This window comes from Aestuariimicrobium sp. G57 (genome assembly GCF_050110855.1).
GTDB lineage: Bacteria > Actinomycetota > Actinomycetes > Propionibacteriales > Propionibacteriaceae > Aestuariimicrobium.
The window spans coordinates 13,780-32,866 of record NZ_JBNINW010000006.1 but is presented as its reverse complement, the minus strand read 5'-3'; the positions used below and the strand labels follow the sequence as shown (position 1 = coordinate 32,866).

Genomic DNA, 19,087 nt, shown 5'->3' with positions numbered 1-19,087 from the left:
TCAGTCGAAGATCGGGTCGACGGTGCGGGTGCGCTTGGCCTCGAAGAAGCCCGGGTAGGCGGCAAGCTTCTCGAACCCGTCGAACAGCTCGCCCGCTGCCTCACCCTTCGGCGCCGGCGAGATGACCGGGCCGAACAGCGCCGTGTCGTGCACCTTCACGATCGGGGTGCCGACGTCGCCGCCGACCAGCTTGATGCCCGACTCGTACGACTCGCGCACACGGTCGTCCCACTCGCCCTCGAGGGCACGGTCGACGATGGTCTGGTCCCAACCCTTGTCCGTGAAGACCGCGCGCAGCGTCTCTTCATTCTTCGGCTCACCACCGGGGTGGTAGCGGGTGCCCAGTGCGGTGTAGAACTCGCGCAGGCCGTCCTGCCCGTAGGCGTCGAGCACGCCGATGGCCGCACGGGTGGCCGGGCGGCCGGCGTCCACGCCCGCGCGGTAGTCGTCGGGAATGTCGTGGTTCTCGTTCAGCATCGACAGGCTGAAGATGTGGAAGGTCGTGTGCACGTCGCGCACCTTCTCGACCTCGAGCATCCACCGCGAGGTCATCCAGGCCCAGGGGCACAGGGGGTCGAACCAGAAATCAACGTCAACAGTCATGGCGCCAGCCTAACCGGGGGTACCGACAAGAAAGTCGTCGTCGAGGTGGCCGGGCAGCCCCGTTCGCCCAGAACGAACCGGCGACGTGCCAAACAGTGGGGTTGCTGACGATTCGGCAACGTTCGGCGGGGTGGACGCGGTTCAGCCCTGACACTGCACTAGCCTGCTGCGGACACCGCGAAAGGACTTCGATGACGAACATCACCAGGGACGAGGCACTGCGGCGCTCGACCATCGTGCGCAGCCACAGCTACCACGTCACCCTCGACCTGAGCGGTCTCGGACTTGAGGACGCGGAGCATTTCGTCTCGTCCACGACAGCGCGGTTCACCACCTCGACCGGCGAGCCGACCCACATCGACCTGATCGCCGACGAGGTGCGCGAGGTCGTGCTCGACGGCACCCCACTCGACCCCACTGCGTTCACGGGCACCCGCTACCCCTTCACCGCCGAGCCCGGTGACCACGAACTCACCATCACGGCCGTGACCCGCTACAGCCACACCGGCGAGGGCCTGCACCGCTTCGTCGACCCCGCCGACGACCGGGTCTACCTGTACACGCAGTTCGAGCCGGCCGATGCCCGCCGCGTGTTCGCCAACTTCGACCAGCCCAACCAGAAGGCCCAGTTCGCGCTGCGGGTGATCGCGCCGAAGCACTGGGTGGTCGTGTCCAACTCTGCGGCGGTCGAGCCCGAACCCTTCGGCAACGAGGCCGACAACCTGGGCCGCTGGACCTTCGCCCCCACGCCGCCGATCTCGACGTACATCACCGCCGTGGTCGCCGGTGAGTACCACGTGGTGCAGCACACCATCAACGGCACCGAAGGCCCCGTGCCCGCCTCGGTGCTGTGCCGCCAGTCGGTCAAGCAGCACCTGGACGACGAGCGCATCATCACCACCACCCAGCGCGGTTTCGACGTGTTCGAGGCCGACTTCGGCATGGCCTACCCGTTCGGCACCTATGACCAGGCGTTCGTGCCCGAGTACAACGCCGGCGCCATGGAGAATGCCGGGCTCGTCACCATCCGCGACGAGTACCTGTTCCGCTCGCGGGTGACCGCCGCCGCCTACGAGGGCCGCGACAACACGATCCTGCACGAACTGGCCCACATGTGGTTCGGTGACCTGGTCACCATGAAGTGGTGGGACGACCTGTGGCTGAACGAGTCGTTCGCCGAATGGGCCAGCCACTATGCCCAGAGCCGCATCGTCGCCCAGTACGGCGGCGTCGACCCGTGGGTCAGCTTCGCCAACGCACGCAAGGGCTGGGCCTATGCCCAGGACCAGCTGCCCACCACCCACCCGATCGTGGCCGACATGGTCGACCTGCGCGCGGTCGAACAGAACTTCGACGGCATCACCTATGCCAAGGGCGCCTCGGCGCTGAAGCAACTGGTCAGCATCGTCGGGCAGGACACCTTCCTCGAGGGCGTGCGCGCCTACTTCCGGGACCACGCCTGGGGCAACACCGAGCTGTCCGACCTGCTCGGTGCACTCGAGAAGGCGTCCGGACGAGACCTGAGCTGGTTCTCGGGCGAATGGCTCGAGAAGGCCGGTGTCAACACCCTGCGCGCCGACTTCGACGTCGACGGGGCCGGCAACTTCACCCGCTTCGACGTCGTCCAGACTGCCCACCCCGACTGGCCCACGCTGCGCACCCACACGCTCGCGGTCGGCCTGTTCGACCTTGTCGAGGGCACGTTGACCCGTCGGGAATCGCTGCCGGTCGAGATCTCGGGCGAGCGCACCCCGATCGCGGTGCTGGTCGGCCAGCCGCGCGCCGACCTGGTGCTGCTCAACGACCAGGACCTGTCGTATGCGAAGGTGCGCCTGGACGAGCACTCGCTGACCACCGCGGTCTCGTCCATCGACACCCTGGACGACGCACTGGCCCGTGCCCTGCTGTGGGGTGCGGCGTGGGACATGACCCGCGATGCCGAGATGACGTCGTCCGACTACGTCAACCTGGTCGTGCGCGGGGTCGGCGCCGAGACCGACCTGACCGCAGTGCAGACGCTGACCCGGCAGGCCAACCTCGCCGCGAGCGCCTATACCGACCCGAGCCTGCGCGAGCAGGTGCGCGCCGACCTGGTGCCAGGGCTGGCGCTGCAGCTGAAGAACGCCGAACCCGGCTCGGACCACCAGCTCGCGTTCGCGAATGCGCTGATCGCTGCGGTCAGCTCACCCGCAGGCGTCGACCTGTTGAGGGCCCTGCTGAGCGGCGATGAGGTGCCCGAGGGTCTGGACGTCGACACAGACATGCGCTGGCGCATCCTGGTGGCGCTCGCCCGACAGGGTGCCACGACCACCGACGAGATCGCCGCAGAGGCCGAGCGCGACAAGACCATCAGCGGCGCCGAACAGGCCGCCGGGGTGCGGGCGGCGCTCAAGGATGCCGACACAAAGGCCGAGGCGTGGCGGCTGGCCACCGCCGACCCCGCCGTGCCGAACGGCACCCACCGGGCGGTGTGCGCGAACTTCCTGCAGTTCGACCAGGTCGACCTGCTGGCCCCGTACCAACAGCGCTACCTCGAGGTGGCCGAGGCGATCTCGGACGGCCGCGACGGCTGGGCAGATCGCGGGCATGCGGCGGTTGACGCCGTGCTGACGCTGCTCTACCCCATCGACGCTGACCAGGCCTGGGTCGAGCGCACCGACGAGTGGCTGGCGGCCGGCGAACGTTCCGACCAGGTGCGCCGCACGATCACCGAGCGCCGCGATGCGCTGGTGCGGGCGCTGAAGTGCCAGCAGGCCAGCCTGGCCTGAGAAACTGTGCCTGACAGCAAACAGCCCGGGCCCGCAGCAGTGCGGGCCCGGGCTGTTTGTCGTTGTCAGCGGCGATGGATCAGACGGCGATGGATCAGACGGCGATGGATCAGGCGTCCAGCGCGGCGCGGCGCGCCGCACTGCCGTCGAGCTCACCAGCCTCAATCGCGACACCCTCGGCGCGAGCCTCGGCCCGGCCACGGTGCATCAGGCGCGGCGTCCACGCCACAATGCTGATCACAGCCAACAGGGCCAGGGGGCCCACCACGGTGAGCAGCACGAGGAACAGAGGCGAGAAGGGCTCGGGTTCGGGCCAACCCGGCAGCACCTCGAGAACAAGCGCAGCGATCATGTGCACAGACTAGCCGAAACGCGCCACCGATCGGGGCATGCGACCACGTGCTAGTTTGCTGGGGCCAGCCCCGCAGATCGGAGACCCAAGCCGTGAGCACCGCCTCAGCCCCACTGCCCCAGTTCGGCCCCGGACGCCACCTGCTCAGCGTCAGCCAGTTCAACCGGGAGGGGCTCGAGGCCCTGTTCGCGCTGGCCGACCTCGTCGAACCCATCGCGCAGCGCCGCAGCGTCTGCACCGTACTCGACGGCGCGGTGCTCGGCTCGCTGTTCTTCGAGCCGTCGACGCGCACGCGGTTGAGCTTCGAGTCGGCCTTCCTGCGCCTGGGTGGCGAGGTGACCACCACCACCGGCGTCACGTTCTCGTCGATGGCCAAGGGCGAGTCGATCGAGGACACTTCACGGGTCATCAGCGGGTATTCCGACGTGATGGTGGTGCGACACCCCGACGAAGGCTCGGTGGCCCAGTTCGCCTCGGCCTCCACGGTCCCGGTGCTCAACGCAGGTGACGGCGCCGGCGAACACCCCAGCCAGGCGCTGCTGGACACCTACACGCTGATCCGTGAGCTGGGAGCCCGCGGCCGCGACCTCGACGGCGCGACCATCGCCGTGGTCGGCGACCTGCGCTTCGGGCGCACGGTGCACTCGCTGATCAAGCTGCTCTCGATCCACGACGGCATCACCTTCCGGCTGTACAGCCCGCCGAGCCTGCACCTGCCCGATGCCATCGCCGAGCACGCACGCGCACACGGCAACACGATCATCGTGTGTGATTCGGTCGTCGAGGCCCTCGAAGGAGCCGACGTCGTCTATGCCACCCGCGTGCAACGTGAACGCATGACCGAAGAGCTGCACTCGAGCGTGCGTGGCAGCCTGCTCGACCGCGAGCGCCTCGAACAGGCCGGGGTCGACCAGCACATCATCATCATGCACCCGCTGCCGCGCGACTCCCGCCACGACGCGTTCGACCTGTCGAACGACGTGGACGACCTGCCGGGGCTCTCGATCTTCAAGCAGACCGACAACGGCCTGCTGGTGCGGATGGCGCTGTTCCTGACGGCGCTGGGCTGCTCGGCCGATTCGGTGCGGGCGACGCTGAAGCAGCGCCCGTGGAAGGCCGAGCTCGACTGGGAGCTGGGCTGACGTGTCGGACACCCGCAGGCTGACTCGACCGACGCGACACTGATTCGTCCCCGGCTGCCGTTGGCGCGGCCGGGGACGAACTGTCACTGCCGACGGGGTCAGTGCTTGGTGTACTTCAGCGGGCGCGGGTAGATGCCCTGGATCGCCCACACCTTGGTGCGGCGCATCTCGACGCGCAGCGCGTAGAAGGCGTTCGGGTTCAGGCTGCTGAGGGAGGATCCGCGCCAGGAGATGTCCAGCCAGCCATCACCCCGCTCACTCACGCGCGACTTGGACAACTCGAAGCCGGGCTGGACGACCGTGCCGCCGACATTGCGCAGTTCGCACCTCAGGTCACCGCCGGGCTCGATGTCGGCCAGGATCTGCAGGATGCCCTCGGAGAAGTTCAGCCCCTGGGTGGTCAGCACCGTCGTCCGGTTGCCCCTGCGTGGAACGTAGGCGGCGTACCTGTCCTTCTCGATCCAGCCACGGCCGAGCGCCGACTCACGCCAGTTCGTGTGGCCGCCCTTGCCGCCCATGTAGTAGAACCACAGCTTGTCGTCCTCCTCGATCGGCACGGCCGAGAAGACCACATTGCTGTCGAACTCCCCGTTGGGGTAGCCGCCGCGCTTGTTTCCGTGCGGAATGAAGGTGGCGTCCTCTGGGTCAACAGCCACCGGCTGCCACTCAGCGGTGTTCGAGGACCAGTGCAGTTCCAGGTCGACACTGTCGTAGTCGTCGCGGGTGTCGTCGCCGTCGTGGAACATGGAGGCCAGCCCAAGGTAAACGCCGTGCTTTTCGAAGACGGGCATGGAGTAGATCTGGCTCTCGAAGCCGGTGCCGCGATGGATCTCGACCGGCTTCGACCAGTTGATGAAATCGGTGCTGCGTGACATCGCCGACACCCGGATGTTGTTGTCCCACAAGCGGGTGATCAGCACGTACTCGTTGGTGCGCGGGTCGATGAACACCTGGTTGTGGCAGTCACCGCCGGGGACGGGGCTGCCGCTGGCTGCGGGCCACGGCTGCAGGTCGGAGAAGTGGATACCGTCGGCGGAGAAGGCGACGCACAGCGACGTGCCGCCCTTCTCCTTCAGCGTCAGCAGCTTGAAACGGCGCGCGGGGTTGGGGTCCTTCGCGTCGTAGAGCACTGAGGTGCCCTGAATGTCGGTGAACAGCAGGTTGTTCGCGGTGCTGCCCTCGAAGTCGACGATGCCGAGCTGGGGCTTGGTCCAGCGGACACCGTCCTTCGACTCGGCGTAGGCGCAGCCGGTCTGACGCCCGGAGATGACGTAGGGCTTGCGGGCCCGATCGGCCGGCCGGGTGTCCTTCGAGGTCGGGTCCTTGATGAACAGGGTGTAGTAACAGCGGTAGAGCTTGGCGACCGGGTCCCAGATGACGTTGGGGTAACCGTTGTCGAAGCGAGGCTCCCAGGGCAGGTAGGGATCCTCGAAGATTCCCTCACGAAACAGGGGGTTGTTGCGGGTGTCCTTGTGGAACTGGCCCGTGACCACCTTGCAGTTGCTCATCAGGTGGCCGTTCCACAGGCCGGAGTCGAAGGCGAAGAACTTGCGCTGCTGTGAGGGGTCGGGAAGGGCAAGGGGCAGAACGGGGGTGGCGGCTGGAGCTGCGGTGGCCGGCTGGGCACTGGTGGCTGCGGCTGCGGCGGCGCTGACCGCGGCCACTCCCCCGAAGAAGCCTCGGCGACCGAGCCGGGAAAGGGGATTGGTTCCCATGACATCATCTCCTCTGAATACGTCACGCCAGACATCTGTTGTCTGACGTCTGATGAACGTACTCAGCATCGGGGTAATCGGGGAGGGTTCCCCAGAATTCGCACAACGGGGGTGAGCGCGACCACCCGGCTGCTTCGTCCAGTCGTGACCCCTAGGATGGCGGGGTGAGCCAACCCACCACCTGGACCATCACCGGAGCGACCCTGCCCGACGGCACGCGGGCCGACCTGCACATCGCCGACGGCCTGCTGGTGGAGGCCGCGCGCGCAGGGGCGACCCGGGTCGACGCCGATGGACTGGTGGCGCTGCCCGGGCTGGTCGACCTGCACACCCACCTGCGCGAGCCCGGCCAGGAGGCGGCCGAGACCATCGCCACCGGCACCGCTGCGGCTGCCCGCGGTGGCTTCACCGCGACCTTCGCGATGGCCAACACCGCCCCGACCACCGACACCGGCGCCCGCGCCGACGGGGTGCGGCGGCTGGCTGCACGCGGCGCGTCGACCGAGGTGGTCCCGATCGGCTCGGTCACCAAGGGCTTGGCCGGCCAGGAACTGTCGGACATCGCCGGCCTGCACGCGGCCGGGGTCACCGTCTTCAGCGATGACGGCTTCTCGGTGCCGACTGCTGGCCTCGTCCGGGCGGCGATGGAGCAGCTCAAGCCTTTCGACGGCGTGCTCGCCGAGCACTGCCAGGACGCGACACTCGCGGGGCCGTCGGCGTGCTGCCACGAGGGGCCCGTGTCGGACGAACTCGGGCTGGTCGGCTGGCCCACGATCGCCGAATCGGTGATCATCGCCCGGGATGTGCAGATCGCGGGCTACCTGGGCACGCGGTTGCATGTCTGCCACGTCTCGACAGCCGAGGGCGTCGAGGTGCTGCGCTGGGCCAGGGCGCGCGGCGTCCGGGTGACCGCCGAGGTGATGCCGCACCACCTGCTGCTCACCGCCGACGAACTGCGGTCCGGCGACACGACGTACAAGGTCAATCCGCCGCTGCGGTCGGCCGAGGACGTCGAGGCCGTGCGCGAGGCCCTGGCCGACGGCACCATCGACGTCGTCGCCACCGACCACGCCCCGCACCGCGCGGTCGACAAGGCCAAGCCGTTCCCCGAGGCCAAGCCGGGAATGATCGCCATCGAGCAGGCGCTGGCCGCCGTCGTCGAGACCATGGTCAACCCCGGACGACTCAGCTGGGCACAGGTGGCCGACCGGATGAGCCACACCCCGGCACGGATCGGCTCACTGCCCCACCAGGGGCGTCCGGTGGCGGTGGGCGAACCGGCGAACCTCGTGCTGGTCGACCCGACCAGGCGCAGCGTCATCGACCGCGAGCAGTCGCTGTCGAAGGGCCGCAACAACCCCTACCACGGTCGCGACCTGGCCGACCCGGTGCTGGCGACGTGGTGGGCGGGGCGCCGGACGTGGGTGGCGCGCTGAGCCTCAGGTCGCGCTGAGCACCTGCGGCGCCAGCACCGCCACGCCCACCACGAGGCAGGCGAGGGTGATGAGCAGGAAGTACAGGTTCCACATCGTCGCCGGCACCCTGGTGATGCGGGCGAGTTGGGCGGCGTCCGACGTCGAAGATGGACGACGTATCACCTCGACGGCGGGCCGCGGCGCCGACAACAGCAGCAACCAGGTGAGCAGGTAGGCCAGCCACGACTGCGACAACGGGTCGAGGTACCACGTCGCGGCCCCGATCAGCCCCCCGACGACCACCATCACCAGCAGCCCGTAGAAGTTGCGGATGAACAGCAGCATCACCGCCAGCGCCGCGACCCAGGCCCACAGCAGCCCCACCGCATGCCCGGAGGCCAGCACCAGCGCGGCGGCCAGGCCGACGATGCCGGGAGCGGTGTAGCCGGCGGTCAGGGTGGCGACCATGCCGGGGCCGGTGGGGCGGCCGCGGGTGACGGTCAGCCCCGAGGTGTCCGAATGCAGTCGGATGCCGCTGAGCGATCGTCCGGTCAGGGTGGCCACGAGTGCATGGCCCGCCTCGTGCACGATGGTGACGAGCATGCGCACCACGGGCCAGGCGAACACCACGAGCAGCAGCGCTCCCCCGCCGAGCAACGCCACGACCTGGGGCTCGGGCACGGGTTGGCGGGTGGTGATGCGGGTCCAGATCTCGTCCACGGTGTTGAGGGTACCGAGCGTTGCTGTGTGCGCCGAAAGGCCACAATCTGCAGTTCCCGGGCTCGGGATCTGCAGATTGTGACCTTTCGATGCGAACCACGTCGGGACGCCCGCGTCCCGGTTCAGTCGCTCAGCGCTTGACGCGCGCGTTGCCCTTCCAGATGCTCCAGACCTGGTCCTCGTCGGCCGGTGCGCCGTAGTCGGTCAGCGACGTGGCGGCCAGCGCACCGGTCGCCCAACCGAACTGCATGCACTTCTCGGCATCCCAGTCCTTGATCAGGCCGTACAACAGGCCACCGACGAAGCCGTCGCCGCCGCCGACACGGTCGATCACGCCGATCTCGCGGGGCTCGGCGACGTGGAACTCGCCGCCCGACCACACCACGGCACCCCACAGGTGGCGGTTGACGGTCTCAACCTCACGCAGGGTGGTGGCGATGAACTTCGCGTTCGGGTAGGCCTGCGTGATGCGGCCGATCATCTCCTTGAACGCGTCCAGCTTGCTGCCGAGCGCGGCGCCGCCGGCCTCGGGGCCCTCGATGCCGAGCGCCAGCTGGAAGTCCTCTTCGTTGCCGATCAGGATGTCGGCGGCCGAGGCGATCTCGTGGAAGGCGGCGCGCAGTTCCTCTTCACGGCCCTTCCAGAACGAGGCGCGGAAGTTCAGGTCGAACGCGATGGCGGTGCCATGCTGCTTGGCCTTGCGGGCCACCTCGAGGCAGAACTTGCTGGTCTCGGGCGACAGTGCGGCGATCAGGCCCGACAGGTGCAGGATCTTGACACCTTCGGTGTTGAACAGCTTCTCGAGGTCGAAGTCGTCGACATTGAGGGCCAGGCCGACCTCACCGGCGCGGTCGTTCCACACGCGGGGGCCGCGCAGGCCGTAGCCCGAGTCGGCGATGTTGAACTGGTGGCGGTAGCCCCAGGCACCGCCCTGCGGCAGGTCGGGACCCTCGTAGCTCATGCCGCGGGCGCGCAGGTCAGCCTTGATGAAGGCCGAGATGGGGCTGCCCTCGACAAAGTTCGTCAGCACCTTGGTGGGCTCACCCAGGTGTGAGGCGACCGAGGCGACGTTCGACTCGGCCGAGGTGGCGTGCATGAAGTACCGGTCCGAGGTGTGCACGGGCTGGAAGTTCTCGGGGGTGATACGAATACCGATCGAGGTGGCGACGACCATCGACCACTGTGCGTCCTGACGCAACTCCATGTCTTTCCTCCAGGGGTGTCGGGGTACGCCCGGACTCCTCCGCTGGTCCAGGGCTGCATTGCCAGTCTCTCAACATTCCCCCGGCGGCGTCCCCGGTTGCCACCTGTTACCGGAATCGTCGTCTGACAGGTGCAAACTCGGCTGACTCCGGGCAGGATTACCAGTGTTGGCCGCACTGTCGGCGGCCCCCGAACCAAGGAGAGCATTGATGAGCGAACAGACCGCCGCCGCCGAGGGCTCGGCGCAGATCGGCGTCATCGGCATGGCCGTGATGGGTTCGAACCTGGCCCGCAACTTCGCCAACCACGGCTACCGGACCGCGATCTACAACCGCACCTTCGCCAAGACCCAGTCCGTGCTCGACGAGCACGCCGAGGCCAACTTCATCGCATCCGAAGAGCTCGAGGACTTCGTCAACTCGCTCGAGAAGCCGCGCCGCGTGATCATCATGGTCAAGGCTGGCACCGGCACCGACGCGGTCATCGACTCGCTCATCCCGCTCATGGAGCCCGGCGACATCGTCATCGACGGCGGCAATGCCTTCTTCCAGGACACCCGTCGCCGCGAGCAGAAGCTGCGCGAGCACGACCTGCACTTCGTCGGCGCCGGCATTTCGGGCGGCGAGACCGGCGCGCTCGAGGGCCCCTCGATCATGCCCGGCGGTTCGCCCCACAGCTACCAGTACGTCGGCAAGATGCTCGAGGACATCTCGGCCAAGGTCGACGGCGAGCCCTGCTGCACCTACATCGGCACCGACGGCGCCGGCCACTTCGTCAAGATGGTGCACAACGGCATCGAGTACGCCGACATGCAGTTCATCGGCGAGGCCTACGAACTGCTCAAGGGTGCCGGTTTCAGCGCCGCCGAGTCGGCCGAGATCTTCAAGACCTGGAACACCGGCGACCTCGACTCGTACCTGATCGAGATCACCGCCGAGGTGCTCGCCCAGGTCGACGCCCGCACGGGCCAGCCGCTGGTCGACGTCATCAAGGACGCCGCCGGCATGAAGGGCACCGGCACCTGGACCGTGCAGGAGGCCCTGAACCTGGGCGTGCCCGCGGCCTCGATCGCCGAGTCCGTCTTCGCCCGCGCGGTCTCGTCCCACGCCGACCTGCGCGCCGCCGGCCAGGCCGCCCTGCAGGGCCCCGACGGCACGCTGACCGTGGACGACCGCGACGCCTTCGTCGACGACATCCGCCAGGCGCTGTGGGCTTCGAAGGTGATCGCCTACGCCCAGGGCCTGCACGAGATCAAGGTCGCCGCGGCCGAGTACGGCTGGGACATCGACGTGGCCGCCGTGGCCCGCATCTGGCGCGCCGGCTGCATCATCCGCGCCAAGCTGCTCGACCGCATCGCCAACGAGTACGCCGCCGCAAACCTGGTCACCCTGCTCGAGGCCCCCTCGATCAAGGCCGGCCTGGCCGACTCGCAGGATGCCTGGCGCCGGGTCGTGGCCCGCGCCACCCAGGCGGGCGTGCCGATCCCCGGCTTCTCGTCGGCGCTGTCGTACTACGACATGGTGCGCGCCCCCCGCCTGAACGCCGCGCTGACCCAGGGCCTCCGCGACTTCTTCGGCTCGCACACCTACCGCCGCATCGACGCCGAGGGAACGTTCCACACGGTGTGGTCGGGCGACCGCTCCGAAATCGAAGCCACCGACACGCACTGAGTACCTTGCGGGGGATGACCCCCTGCACCCCCACGGGCTGCGCCCTCCGTCCTTCCGGCGGAGGGCGCTTGCGTTTCGTCCTCAGACCCTAGAGTGGGTTCTCGTGACCACCCTGCACCCGTCCCTCGCCCATCACGACTGGTGGCGCAGCGCCGTCGTCTACCAGATCTATCCCCGCAGCTTCGCCGATGCGAACAACGACGGCACCGGCGACATCGCCGGCATGATCGCCCACCTCGACCACCTGGCCGGCCTCGGCGTCGACGCCGTCTGGGTCTCACCCTGGTACCCCTCACCGCTGCACGACGGCGGCTATGACGTGGCCGACTATTGCGACATCAAGCCCGAATTCGGCACCCTCGCACAGGCGGACGAGTTCATCGCCCGTGCCCACGAACTCGGCATCCGGGTGGTGATCGACCTGGTGCCCAACCACTGTTCCATCGACCACCCGCTGTTCCAGGCAGCGCTGGCCGCGGGTCCCGGCTCGCCCGAACGCGACCTTTTCATCTTCCGCGAGGGCAGGGGCCCGGACGGCTCCCAGCCCCCGACCAACTGGGGCGCCCACTTCGGCGGACCGGCCTGGCACCGGGTCACCGAGGCCGACGGCACGCCCGGCCAGTGGTACCTGCACCTGTTCGCCCCCGAACAGCCCGACTTCAACTGGGAGAACCCGGCCGTCACCGACTTCTTCGACGATGTGCTGCGGTTCTGGTTCGACCGCGGTGTTGACGGCTTCCGCATTGACGTGGCCGACTCGATGTTCAAGGACCAGACCTTCCCCGACATCCCGCTCGACCCGAAGACGGGGCTGGGCACGCTCGAGAAGTACGAGGGCTCCCCGTTCTGGGACCGTCCCGCGATGGCCGACCACCAGCGCCACTGGCGCGCGGTCGCCGACGAGTACGCCGACACCGACCTGGGCCCGCGCGTCTTCGTGTCCGAGGCCTACCTGCCCGGCCCGCGCCGCAAGCACTACGTCGCCGAGGGCCGGTTGCACACGTCGTTCAACTTCGAATTCCTCGAAAGTGCGTGGACGGCGCCCAGCCTGCGCACGGTGATCACCCAGAGCATCGCCGAACATGACGAGGTCGGCGCCCCCACCACGTGGGTGCTCAACAACCACGACAACTACCGCTCCCCCAGCCGGTTCGGGCGCCACCCCTCGGGCATGGACTTCTCGGTGACACCCGACGAAGACCTCGAACCCGGCCAGGCCCCGCACTGGGCCGATGCGATGGTCGCCGCCCCGCTCGACCTCGACCTGGGGCTGCGCCGGGCCCGTGCTGCCGCGCTGCTGATGCTGGCGCTGCCGGGCGGGGCCTATGTCTACCAGGGCGAAGAGCTGGGCCTGGAAGAGGTCGAGGACCTGCCCGAGCACCTGCTGCAGGACCCGATCTGGGAGCGCTCGGGCCACACCGAGCGGGGCCGCGACGGCTGCCGGGTGCCGATCCCGTGGTCGGGGACGCACCAGCCGTTCGGGTTCGGCCAGAGTGCCGAGCCGTGGTTGCCGCAGCCCGCGCACTGGGCGGGGCTGAGTGTCGAGGCACAGACCGGCCGCGACGGTTCGATGCTCGAGCTCTACCGCAGCCTGCTGGCCGAGCGACGCGCCAACCCCGCGCTGGGTGCGGGCTCAATCACGTGGGACGAGTCATCTGCTGACGTGCTGTCGTTCACCCGCGACCCCGGGTTCCGGTGCGTGGTGAACTTCGGCGCCGAGCCGGTGGCGGTCGAGGGTGAGCCGATCATCGCCAGCCAGCCGCTGGTTGACGGGCTGCTGCCCAGTGACGCCGCCGTCTGGCTGCGTACCGCCTGACCCCTGCCCCGGGCTCAGGCCTCGACCACGAACCGCTGCAGGTTGGCCCGCAGCGTGTCCGAGATCGGTGTCGGCCGCAGGGCATCATCCGCGCACACCAGCACATGTTGTGCGCGGGTGATGACCGTGCCATCGTCCGGGTCGACGATCTCGGCGGCAAGCCCCAACGACGTGGTGCCGATGCGGGTGACAGCGGTGAACAGTCGATAGGGCACGCGCCGCAGGGTCATCTGGCGCAGGTACTCGACGTCCTGGCGCACCAGCAACCACAGCGAGCGCCCCTGGGCCGAGCCGCTGGTGCCGCTGCGGGCTGCCAGGGGGTCGGCCGCGGTGGTCATGGCGATGCGGCCCTCCTGGAAGTAGTCGAGCACCCGCACGTTGTTCACGTGGTCCTGCCGGTCGACGTCCGAGAACCTGGTCAGGATGCCCATCTCGTGCCCCCGACCCTGCAGGGGCGGGTTCGGCAGTTCGCGAAACACCCGCTGCACCTGCCACGTGTACCGGTCGAGCAGGTCGACCTCGTCCGGGTTCAACCGGCGCATCTTCTGGCCCGCAAGGTCGAACGGCACCATCGTGGACGAGGCCACTGCGCACAGGCGGCCCTGGTGAATGATCAGGTAGCCCAGCCGGAACTTCACCGCGCGGCGCTCGAGCACCACCATTTGCACCGTCACCGGTTCGGGTGAGAACTGGATGGGGGCGCGGTACTCGATCTTGTGCTCGACCGCCAGCACCCCCTCGAGCATGTCGGTGACGCCGTTCTGCAGCAGGTAGTCCCAGCGGGCGTCCTGCAGGTAGTCCAGGTGCACGCCATTGTTGACGTGGCCCTGGGCGTCCATGTCACCCCACCGCACGGGCAACCGCACTTCGAACAATTCGCCCCGTCCCTCGACGTGCAGCCCCGCGACCTCAAACCAATCCACCACATCTGCCTCCTGCTGCGCAGCCTAACGGCACCCCGTTCCCGGAACGCGGCCCGACAACCGATAACATCAATTCATGGCAGCCGAACCCAGCGAGGCCGCACCGGCCCCCGATGGCCTGTGGCTCACCGACGACCAGCAGCAGGTCTGGCGGTCCTACCTGCTCGGGGTTGCCCGCATCGAGGACCACCTCGACAAGGCACTGCGGCCGCTGGGTCTCGATGTCGGTGACTACGAGATCCTCGTCAGCCTGTCCGAGGCGCCCAACCGCGAACTGCGGATGTCGCAGCTGGCCGCCCAGGTGCACCAGTCCCGGTCGCGCCTCACCCACGGCATCGCCCGCATGGAACGCGATGGGCTCGTCTCTCGCACCCCCGCCGCCGACGACGGCCGCGGCGTGGTGGCCATTCTCACCGATGAGGGCTTCGCGCTGCTGGTCGCCGCCGCACCGACCCACGTGCAGTCGGTGCGCGACATCTTCGTCGACGTGGTGGCCCCTGATGACTACGCCGCACTGGGTCGCGCCATGGCTGCCGTGCTTGCTGCTGACCCGGGCGAACCAGCCGTGCCGGTGCCCGCAACCATTCGTCGTCCACGTCGATAGACTCACCGGGTGAGCGCGCACGACACCATCCGCAACACCCCCTCAGCCCCCGCCAGCCTGGCCGATTTCGAGGTCGACCGTTCGACGCTGACCCGGGGGCTGTACTCGTCGGATGCGTCGATCTATCGGGTCGTGCCCGAGGGGGTGGCCTTTCCGCGTGACCGTGACGAACTCGTGGCGATCGCCCGCGCGGCGCTGGCGTCGGGGGTGCCGGTCACAATGCGCGGGGCGGGCACCAGTTGTGGTGGCAATGCCATTGGCACGGGTCTGGTCATCGACGTCGCCCGCCACCTGAACCGGATCATCGACATCGACCCCGTCGCCCGCACCGCGACCGTCGAACCCGGCGTCGTCCAGGACGTGCTGCAGCAGGCCGTCGCGCCCCACGGGCTGCGCTTCGGCCCCGACCCGTCGAGCTCGTCGCGCTGCACCATCGGCGGCATGATCGCCAACGACGCCTGCGGGCCCCGGGCCATGGGCTATGGCCGCACCAGCGACAACATCATCGAGCTCGAGGTGTTGACCGGCACCGGCGAGCTGGTGACGCTGCGCTCACCGAATGCCGATGCCACGGCCCGTGATGCCGAGCCACCGACCCAGCTCGCACCGCTGAAAGACCTTGTCGCGGGCAACCTGGGCATCATTCGCACCGAGCTGGGCACGTTCTCGCGCATGGGTTCGGGCTATGCGCTCAGCTGGCTGCTGCCAGAGAAGAAGTTCGACCTTGCCCGGTTCATCGCCAGCTCCGAGGGCACCCTGGGCATCATCACCCGCGCCACGGTGCGGCTGGTGGCCGACGCCCCCGTCAAGCAGATGGTCGCCCTGGGCTACGCCTCGATGGCCGACGCCGCCGATGCGATGCCGACGGTCGCGACGTTCTCACCGACCGCAGCCGAGGGCATGGACCGCCGGATCGTCGACGTCGTCGTCCGCAGCAAGGGCGCCGATGCGGTGCCGCCGCTGCCCGCCGGCGACGGCTGGGTGTTCGTCGAACTGGTCGGCGACGACGCCGCCGAGGTGCGTGGACGCGCCGAGGCGATGGTGGCCGCGGCTGGTGCCATGGAGGCCTGGTTGGTCGATGACCCGGCCACGGTCAGGGCGCTGTGGAAGATCCGGTCCGACGGCGCCGGCCTGGCTGGGGTCAGCCTGGACCGCCCGGCCTTTCCCGGCTGGGAGGACGCATCGGTGCCCGTCGAGAACCTGGGCGCCTACCTGCGCCGCTTCGACGAGCTGCTCGAGCGCCACGGGCTGCACGGCCTGCCGTACGGCCACTTCGGCGACGGCTGTGTGCACTGCCGCATCGATTTCCCCTTCGACCGTGAGGGCGGCGACGATGCCTACCGTCGGTTCGTCGAAGAGGCGGCAGACCTGGTCGCCGGGCTGGGTGGGTCGATGTCGGGCGAACATGGCGACGGCCGGGCCCGCTCGGCGCTGTTGCCGCGCATGTTCAGCCCCGAGGTGATCGGGCTGTTCGAGCAGGTCAAGCATGTGTTCGACCCCAAGGGCCTGCTGAACCCCGGGGTGCTGGTCGACCCCCGTCCGGTGGCCGCGGACGTGCGCGTCTCGGCGACGGTCACCTCGCCGCTGCGGCTGAGCCACCCCGAGTTCGTCGAGGCGGTGCACCAGTGCTCTGGCGTGGGCAAATGCCTCGCCGACGGCATGGCCGGCGGCCAGGTGATGTGCCCGTCGTTCCAGGCCACCCGCAACGAGAAGGACTCGACCCGCGGCCGCTCGCGCATTCTGCAAGAGATGGTGAACGGCTCGCTGGTCTCACAGCAGTGGCGCTCGCCCGAGGTGCACGAGGCGCTCGACCTGTGCCTGAGCTGCAAGGGCTGCGCCCGAGACTGCCCCACCGGCATCGACATGGCCGCGTACAAGTCTCGCGTGCTGCACGAGTCGTACACCGGACGGCTGCGCCCCCGCACGCACTACGCGATGGGCTGGCTGCCCCGGTGGGGCCGCCTGATGGGACGCCTGCCGGGGCTCGGCGCCATCGCGAACCTGGCGCTGAAGCTGCCCGGCACCAGCCACCTGGCCAAATGGGTGGCCGGGGTCGACCAGCGCCGCCCGCTGCCGGTGTTCCGACCCGGGCGGGCTGCGCGCCACGACTTCGCCTCGCGTGACCAGGGCTCGGGCAAGCCCGTGGTGATCTGGGTCGACTCGTTCGACGACGCGTTCGCGGGGCCGCAGCTGGCGAGCCTGGTGCAGACGCTCGAGTCGGCCGGCTATGCGCCGCAGGTGCTGCAGCAGAACGCCTGCTGCGGCCTCACTTGGATCACCACCGGCCAGCTCGACGGCGCCCGCAAGCAACTGCTCACTGCGCTCGAGGTGCTCGGCCCTGTGGCCGCGAGCGGCGTCCCGATCGTCGGCATGGAACCTTCGTGCCTGGCCGTGTGGCGCAGCGACGCCCTGGAACTGCTGCCCGATGACGAGCGGGTGCCGGTGGTCTCGAAGGCGATCGTGACGCTGGCCGAACTGTTGACCCGCGACGCGTCGTTCACGGCGCCTGACCTGTCAGGGCACACCATCATCGCCCAGCCGCACTGCCACCACGCGTCGATCCTGGGCTGGCAGGCCGACGCGAAGCTGCTGGCCGCCACCGGCGCCGAGGTGATCACGCTCGGCGGGTGCTGTGGTCTGGCCGGCAACTGGGGCGTCGAGCGCGGCCACTACGAGACGTCTGTGGCGGTCGCCGAGACCTCGCTGCTGCCGGCGCTGCGGGCGCATCCCGACGCGATCGTGCTGGCTGACGGGTTCAGCTGCCGCAAGCAGGTCAGCGACCTCGAGCAGCGCGACTCGATGACGCTGGCGCAACTGCTCGCCACGCATCTTGTACCAACTGCTTGACACAAATAGGCAGGTGACCCCATTCTTGTATCAACTATTGGATACAAGAAGGACGGGGGGACACCATGGGCGGTCCTGGAGTGTCAATGCCGGTGCTGCTGGTGCTGGGCGTCGGCGCGTTCCTGGCGGTGGTGCTGAGGCGCCGGCAGGTCGTCAACGCCGACCCGCAGACCCATCCGCACCTGATGCGGTTGGCGCGACGCAGTGCGCGGGCCAAGGCGTTCGGTCTGGGGGTTGGTGCGGCGGTGGCGCTGCTCGTGGCTGTCTTCGTGGGTGACTACGGCCGGGGGCTGCTGCTGGCCCCCACGGTGCTGGCGCTCGGCCTGGCAGTGAGCCTGTTCGTGGGTGAGGTGCTGGTCTGGCGTGAGGCGCGCACCCCCGGGGTCGCGGCGCTCGAGACCCGGCGACCGAGCGCGCACCTGCCCCGGGTGCTGTTGGGCACGACGATCGTGGCGGTTCTGGTGTTGGCAGGGCTGTTGGGGTGGGCACGCGACCACCAGGACAATGACCCGGCCTCGATGACCCGCGGCCGCGGCTACCTGCAGGTGTTCCCCAGCGGATGGACGATCAGCAGCCCCTTCCCCGGCGACTACTACTCGATGCCACTCGTGTGGCTGGGCCTGGCGGCGCTGCTGGTGGCCGGCGTGACGCTGGTGGTCATCGCATTGCGGCCGCGCAACGGCTCCGACCCGCAGGTGGTCGCCGTCGACGACGTGGTGCGCCGGCGCAATGCCGAGGCCACCATCGCGACGGTGTTGTTGGGGGCCTGCGGCAGCCTCGTCCCCGTCGCGCTGCTGATGGCCATCGCCGTGGGACGATTCAACCCGACCGCCGGCTGGCTGCTGGTGCTGGTGGCAGCCCTGGGCATCGTCGGGGTCGGCTGGGCGGCGGCGGTGCTGCTGGTGCCCGACGGCGGACGACGCGACTGATGGGACTGACCGTGAGGGTCGTCGCCGCCGACCCGACCCCGCCCTATGAGCAATTGCGCCGCCAGTTGGCCGATGCGGTCGCGACCGGTGAACTGACCCCGGGTGACCGCCTGCCGCCTGTGCGCCAGCTCGCCCGCGACCTGGGCGTGGCCACCGGGACCGTGGCCCGCGCCTACCGCTTGCTCGAGGAGTCGGGCCAGCTGGTCACCGCCCGCGGCGCCGGCACGAGGGTCGCCGCGAACCGGGGCACGTCGTCCACGCCCACCGCCCCCGACGGGCAACTGCAGCGGTTGGCGGCCGACTTCGTGGCGCAGACACGCGCGCTCGGGGCCCCCGACGAGGTCATCGAAGCCGCCGTGCGCCGGGCGCTGCAGCGCTGA

The 19,087-nt window shown here is 69.1% G+C and carries 15 protein-coding genes; 9 read left to right on the top strand and 6 right to left on the bottom strand.

What is annotated here, in order from left to right:
- Complete coding sequence (locus ACQCX5_RS12905) at positions 1-603, bottom strand: mycothiol-dependent nitroreductase Rv2466c family protein (RefSeq protein WP_434542449.1); 603 nt, start codon at positions 601-603, stop codon at positions 1-3.
- Between the two features lie 191 nt (positions 604-794).
- Here ACQCX5_RS12905 and pepN point away from each other — a divergent pair, with 191 nt between their 5' ends.
- On the top strand, positions 795-3,371 hold the full coding sequence (gene pepN, locus ACQCX5_RS12900; protein WP_434542448.1) for an aminopeptidase N: 2,577 nt from the start codon (positions 795-797) through the stop codon (positions 3,369-3,371).
- Between the two features lie 109 nt (positions 3,372-3,480).
- On the opposite strand, the gene ACQCX5_RS12895 is transcribed toward pepN, so the two are convergent.
- Positions 3,481-3,723 carry a hypothetical protein gene (locus ACQCX5_RS12895; protein ID WP_434542447.1) on the bottom strand — a complete coding sequence of 81 codons (243 nt, stop codon included), beginning with the start codon at positions 3,721-3,723 and terminating at the stop codon, positions 3,481-3,483.
- Between the two features lie 92 nt (positions 3,724-3,815).
- Here ACQCX5_RS12895 and pyrB point away from each other — a divergent pair, with 92 nt between their 5' ends.
- On the top strand, positions 3,816-4,865 hold the full coding sequence (gene pyrB, locus ACQCX5_RS12890; RefSeq protein WP_434542446.1) for an aspartate carbamoyltransferase: 1,050 nt from the start codon (positions 3,816-3,818) through the stop codon (positions 4,863-4,865).
- Positions 4,866-4,963: 98 nt separating this feature from the next.
- On the opposite strand, the gene ACQCX5_RS12885 is transcribed toward pyrB, so the two are convergent.
- A complete protein-coding gene (locus ACQCX5_RS12885; protein ID WP_434542445.1) occupies positions 4,964-6,580 on the bottom strand; it encodes a hypothetical protein in 1,617 nt (538 codons plus the stop codon).
- A 164-nt stretch (positions 6,581-6,744) separates the two neighbouring features.
- On the opposite strand from ACQCX5_RS12885, the gene ACQCX5_RS12880 reads away from it, so the two are divergent.
- Entirely contained in the window at positions 6,745-8,016 is a 1,272-nt protein-coding gene (locus ACQCX5_RS12880; protein ID WP_434542444.1) for a dihydroorotase, read from the top strand.
- 3 nt (positions 8,017-8,019) lie between these two features.
- Here the strand turns inward: ACQCX5_RS12880 and ACQCX5_RS12875 are convergent, their stop codons facing one another.
- Positions 8,020-8,715, bottom strand: coding sequence for a M50 family metallopeptidase (locus ACQCX5_RS12875; protein ID WP_434542443.1), 696 nt, complete (start codon positions 8,713-8,715; stop codon positions 8,020-8,022).
- 130 nt (positions 8,716-8,845) lie between these two features.
- Complete coding sequence (locus ACQCX5_RS12870; RefSeq protein ID WP_434542442.1) at positions 8,846-9,919, bottom strand: sugar kinase; 1,074 nt, start codon at positions 9,917-9,919, stop codon at positions 8,846-8,848.
- A 208-nt stretch (positions 9,920-10,127) separates the two neighbouring features.
- Between ACQCX5_RS12870 and gndA the strand changes: the two genes are divergently transcribed.
- Both gndA and ACQCX5_RS12860 read left to right on the top strand, forming a co-directional pair.
- A complete protein-coding gene (gene gndA, locus ACQCX5_RS12865) occupies positions 10,128-11,588 on the top strand; it encodes an NADP-dependent phosphogluconate dehydrogenase (RefSeq protein ID WP_434542441.1) in 1,461 nt (486 codons plus the stop codon).
- A 103-nt stretch (positions 11,589-11,691) separates the two neighbouring features.
- Positions 11,692-13,404: a glycoside hydrolase family 13 protein gene (locus tag ACQCX5_RS12860; RefSeq protein ID WP_434542440.1), complete on the top strand. Its 1,713-nt coding sequence runs from the start codon at positions 11,692-11,694 to the stop codon at positions 13,402-13,404.
- A 14-nt stretch (positions 13,405-13,418) separates the two neighbouring features.
- Here ACQCX5_RS12860 and ACQCX5_RS12855 read toward each other — a convergent pair whose 3' ends face one another.
- Complete coding sequence (locus ACQCX5_RS12855) at positions 13,419-14,330, bottom strand: acyl-CoA thioesterase (protein ID WP_434542439.1); 912 nt, start codon at positions 14,328-14,330, stop codon at positions 13,419-13,421.
- Between the two features lie 73 nt (positions 14,331-14,403).
- Between ACQCX5_RS12855 and ACQCX5_RS12850 the strand changes: the two genes are divergently transcribed.
- From ACQCX5_RS12850 to ACQCX5_RS12835, 4 genes are all read left to right on the top strand, one after another.
- Positions 14,404-14,931, top strand: coding sequence for a MarR family winged helix-turn-helix transcriptional regulator (locus ACQCX5_RS12850; RefSeq protein ID WP_434542438.1), 528 nt, complete (start codon positions 14,404-14,406; stop codon positions 14,929-14,931).
- A gap of 9 nt (positions 14,932-14,940) precedes the next feature.
- Positions 14,941-17,778 carry an FAD-binding and (Fe-S)-binding domain-containing protein gene (locus tag ACQCX5_RS12845; protein ID WP_434542437.1) on the top strand — a complete coding sequence of 946 codons (2,838 nt, stop codon included), beginning with the start codon at positions 14,941-14,943 and terminating at the stop codon, positions 17,776-17,778.
- A 65-nt stretch (positions 17,779-17,843) separates the two neighbouring features.
- The gene (locus ACQCX5_RS12840) at positions 17,844-18,707 is read left to right on the top strand and encodes a hypothetical protein (protein ID WP_434542436.1); all 864 of its coding nucleotides are present in this window, start codon (positions 17,844-17,846) and stop codon (positions 18,705-18,707) included.
- Entirely contained in the window at positions 18,707-19,087 is a 381-nt protein-coding gene (locus tag ACQCX5_RS12835; protein WP_434542435.1) for a GntR family transcriptional regulator, read from the top strand. Before ACQCX5_RS12840 ends, ACQCX5_RS12835 begins: the two co-directional genes overlap by 1 nt.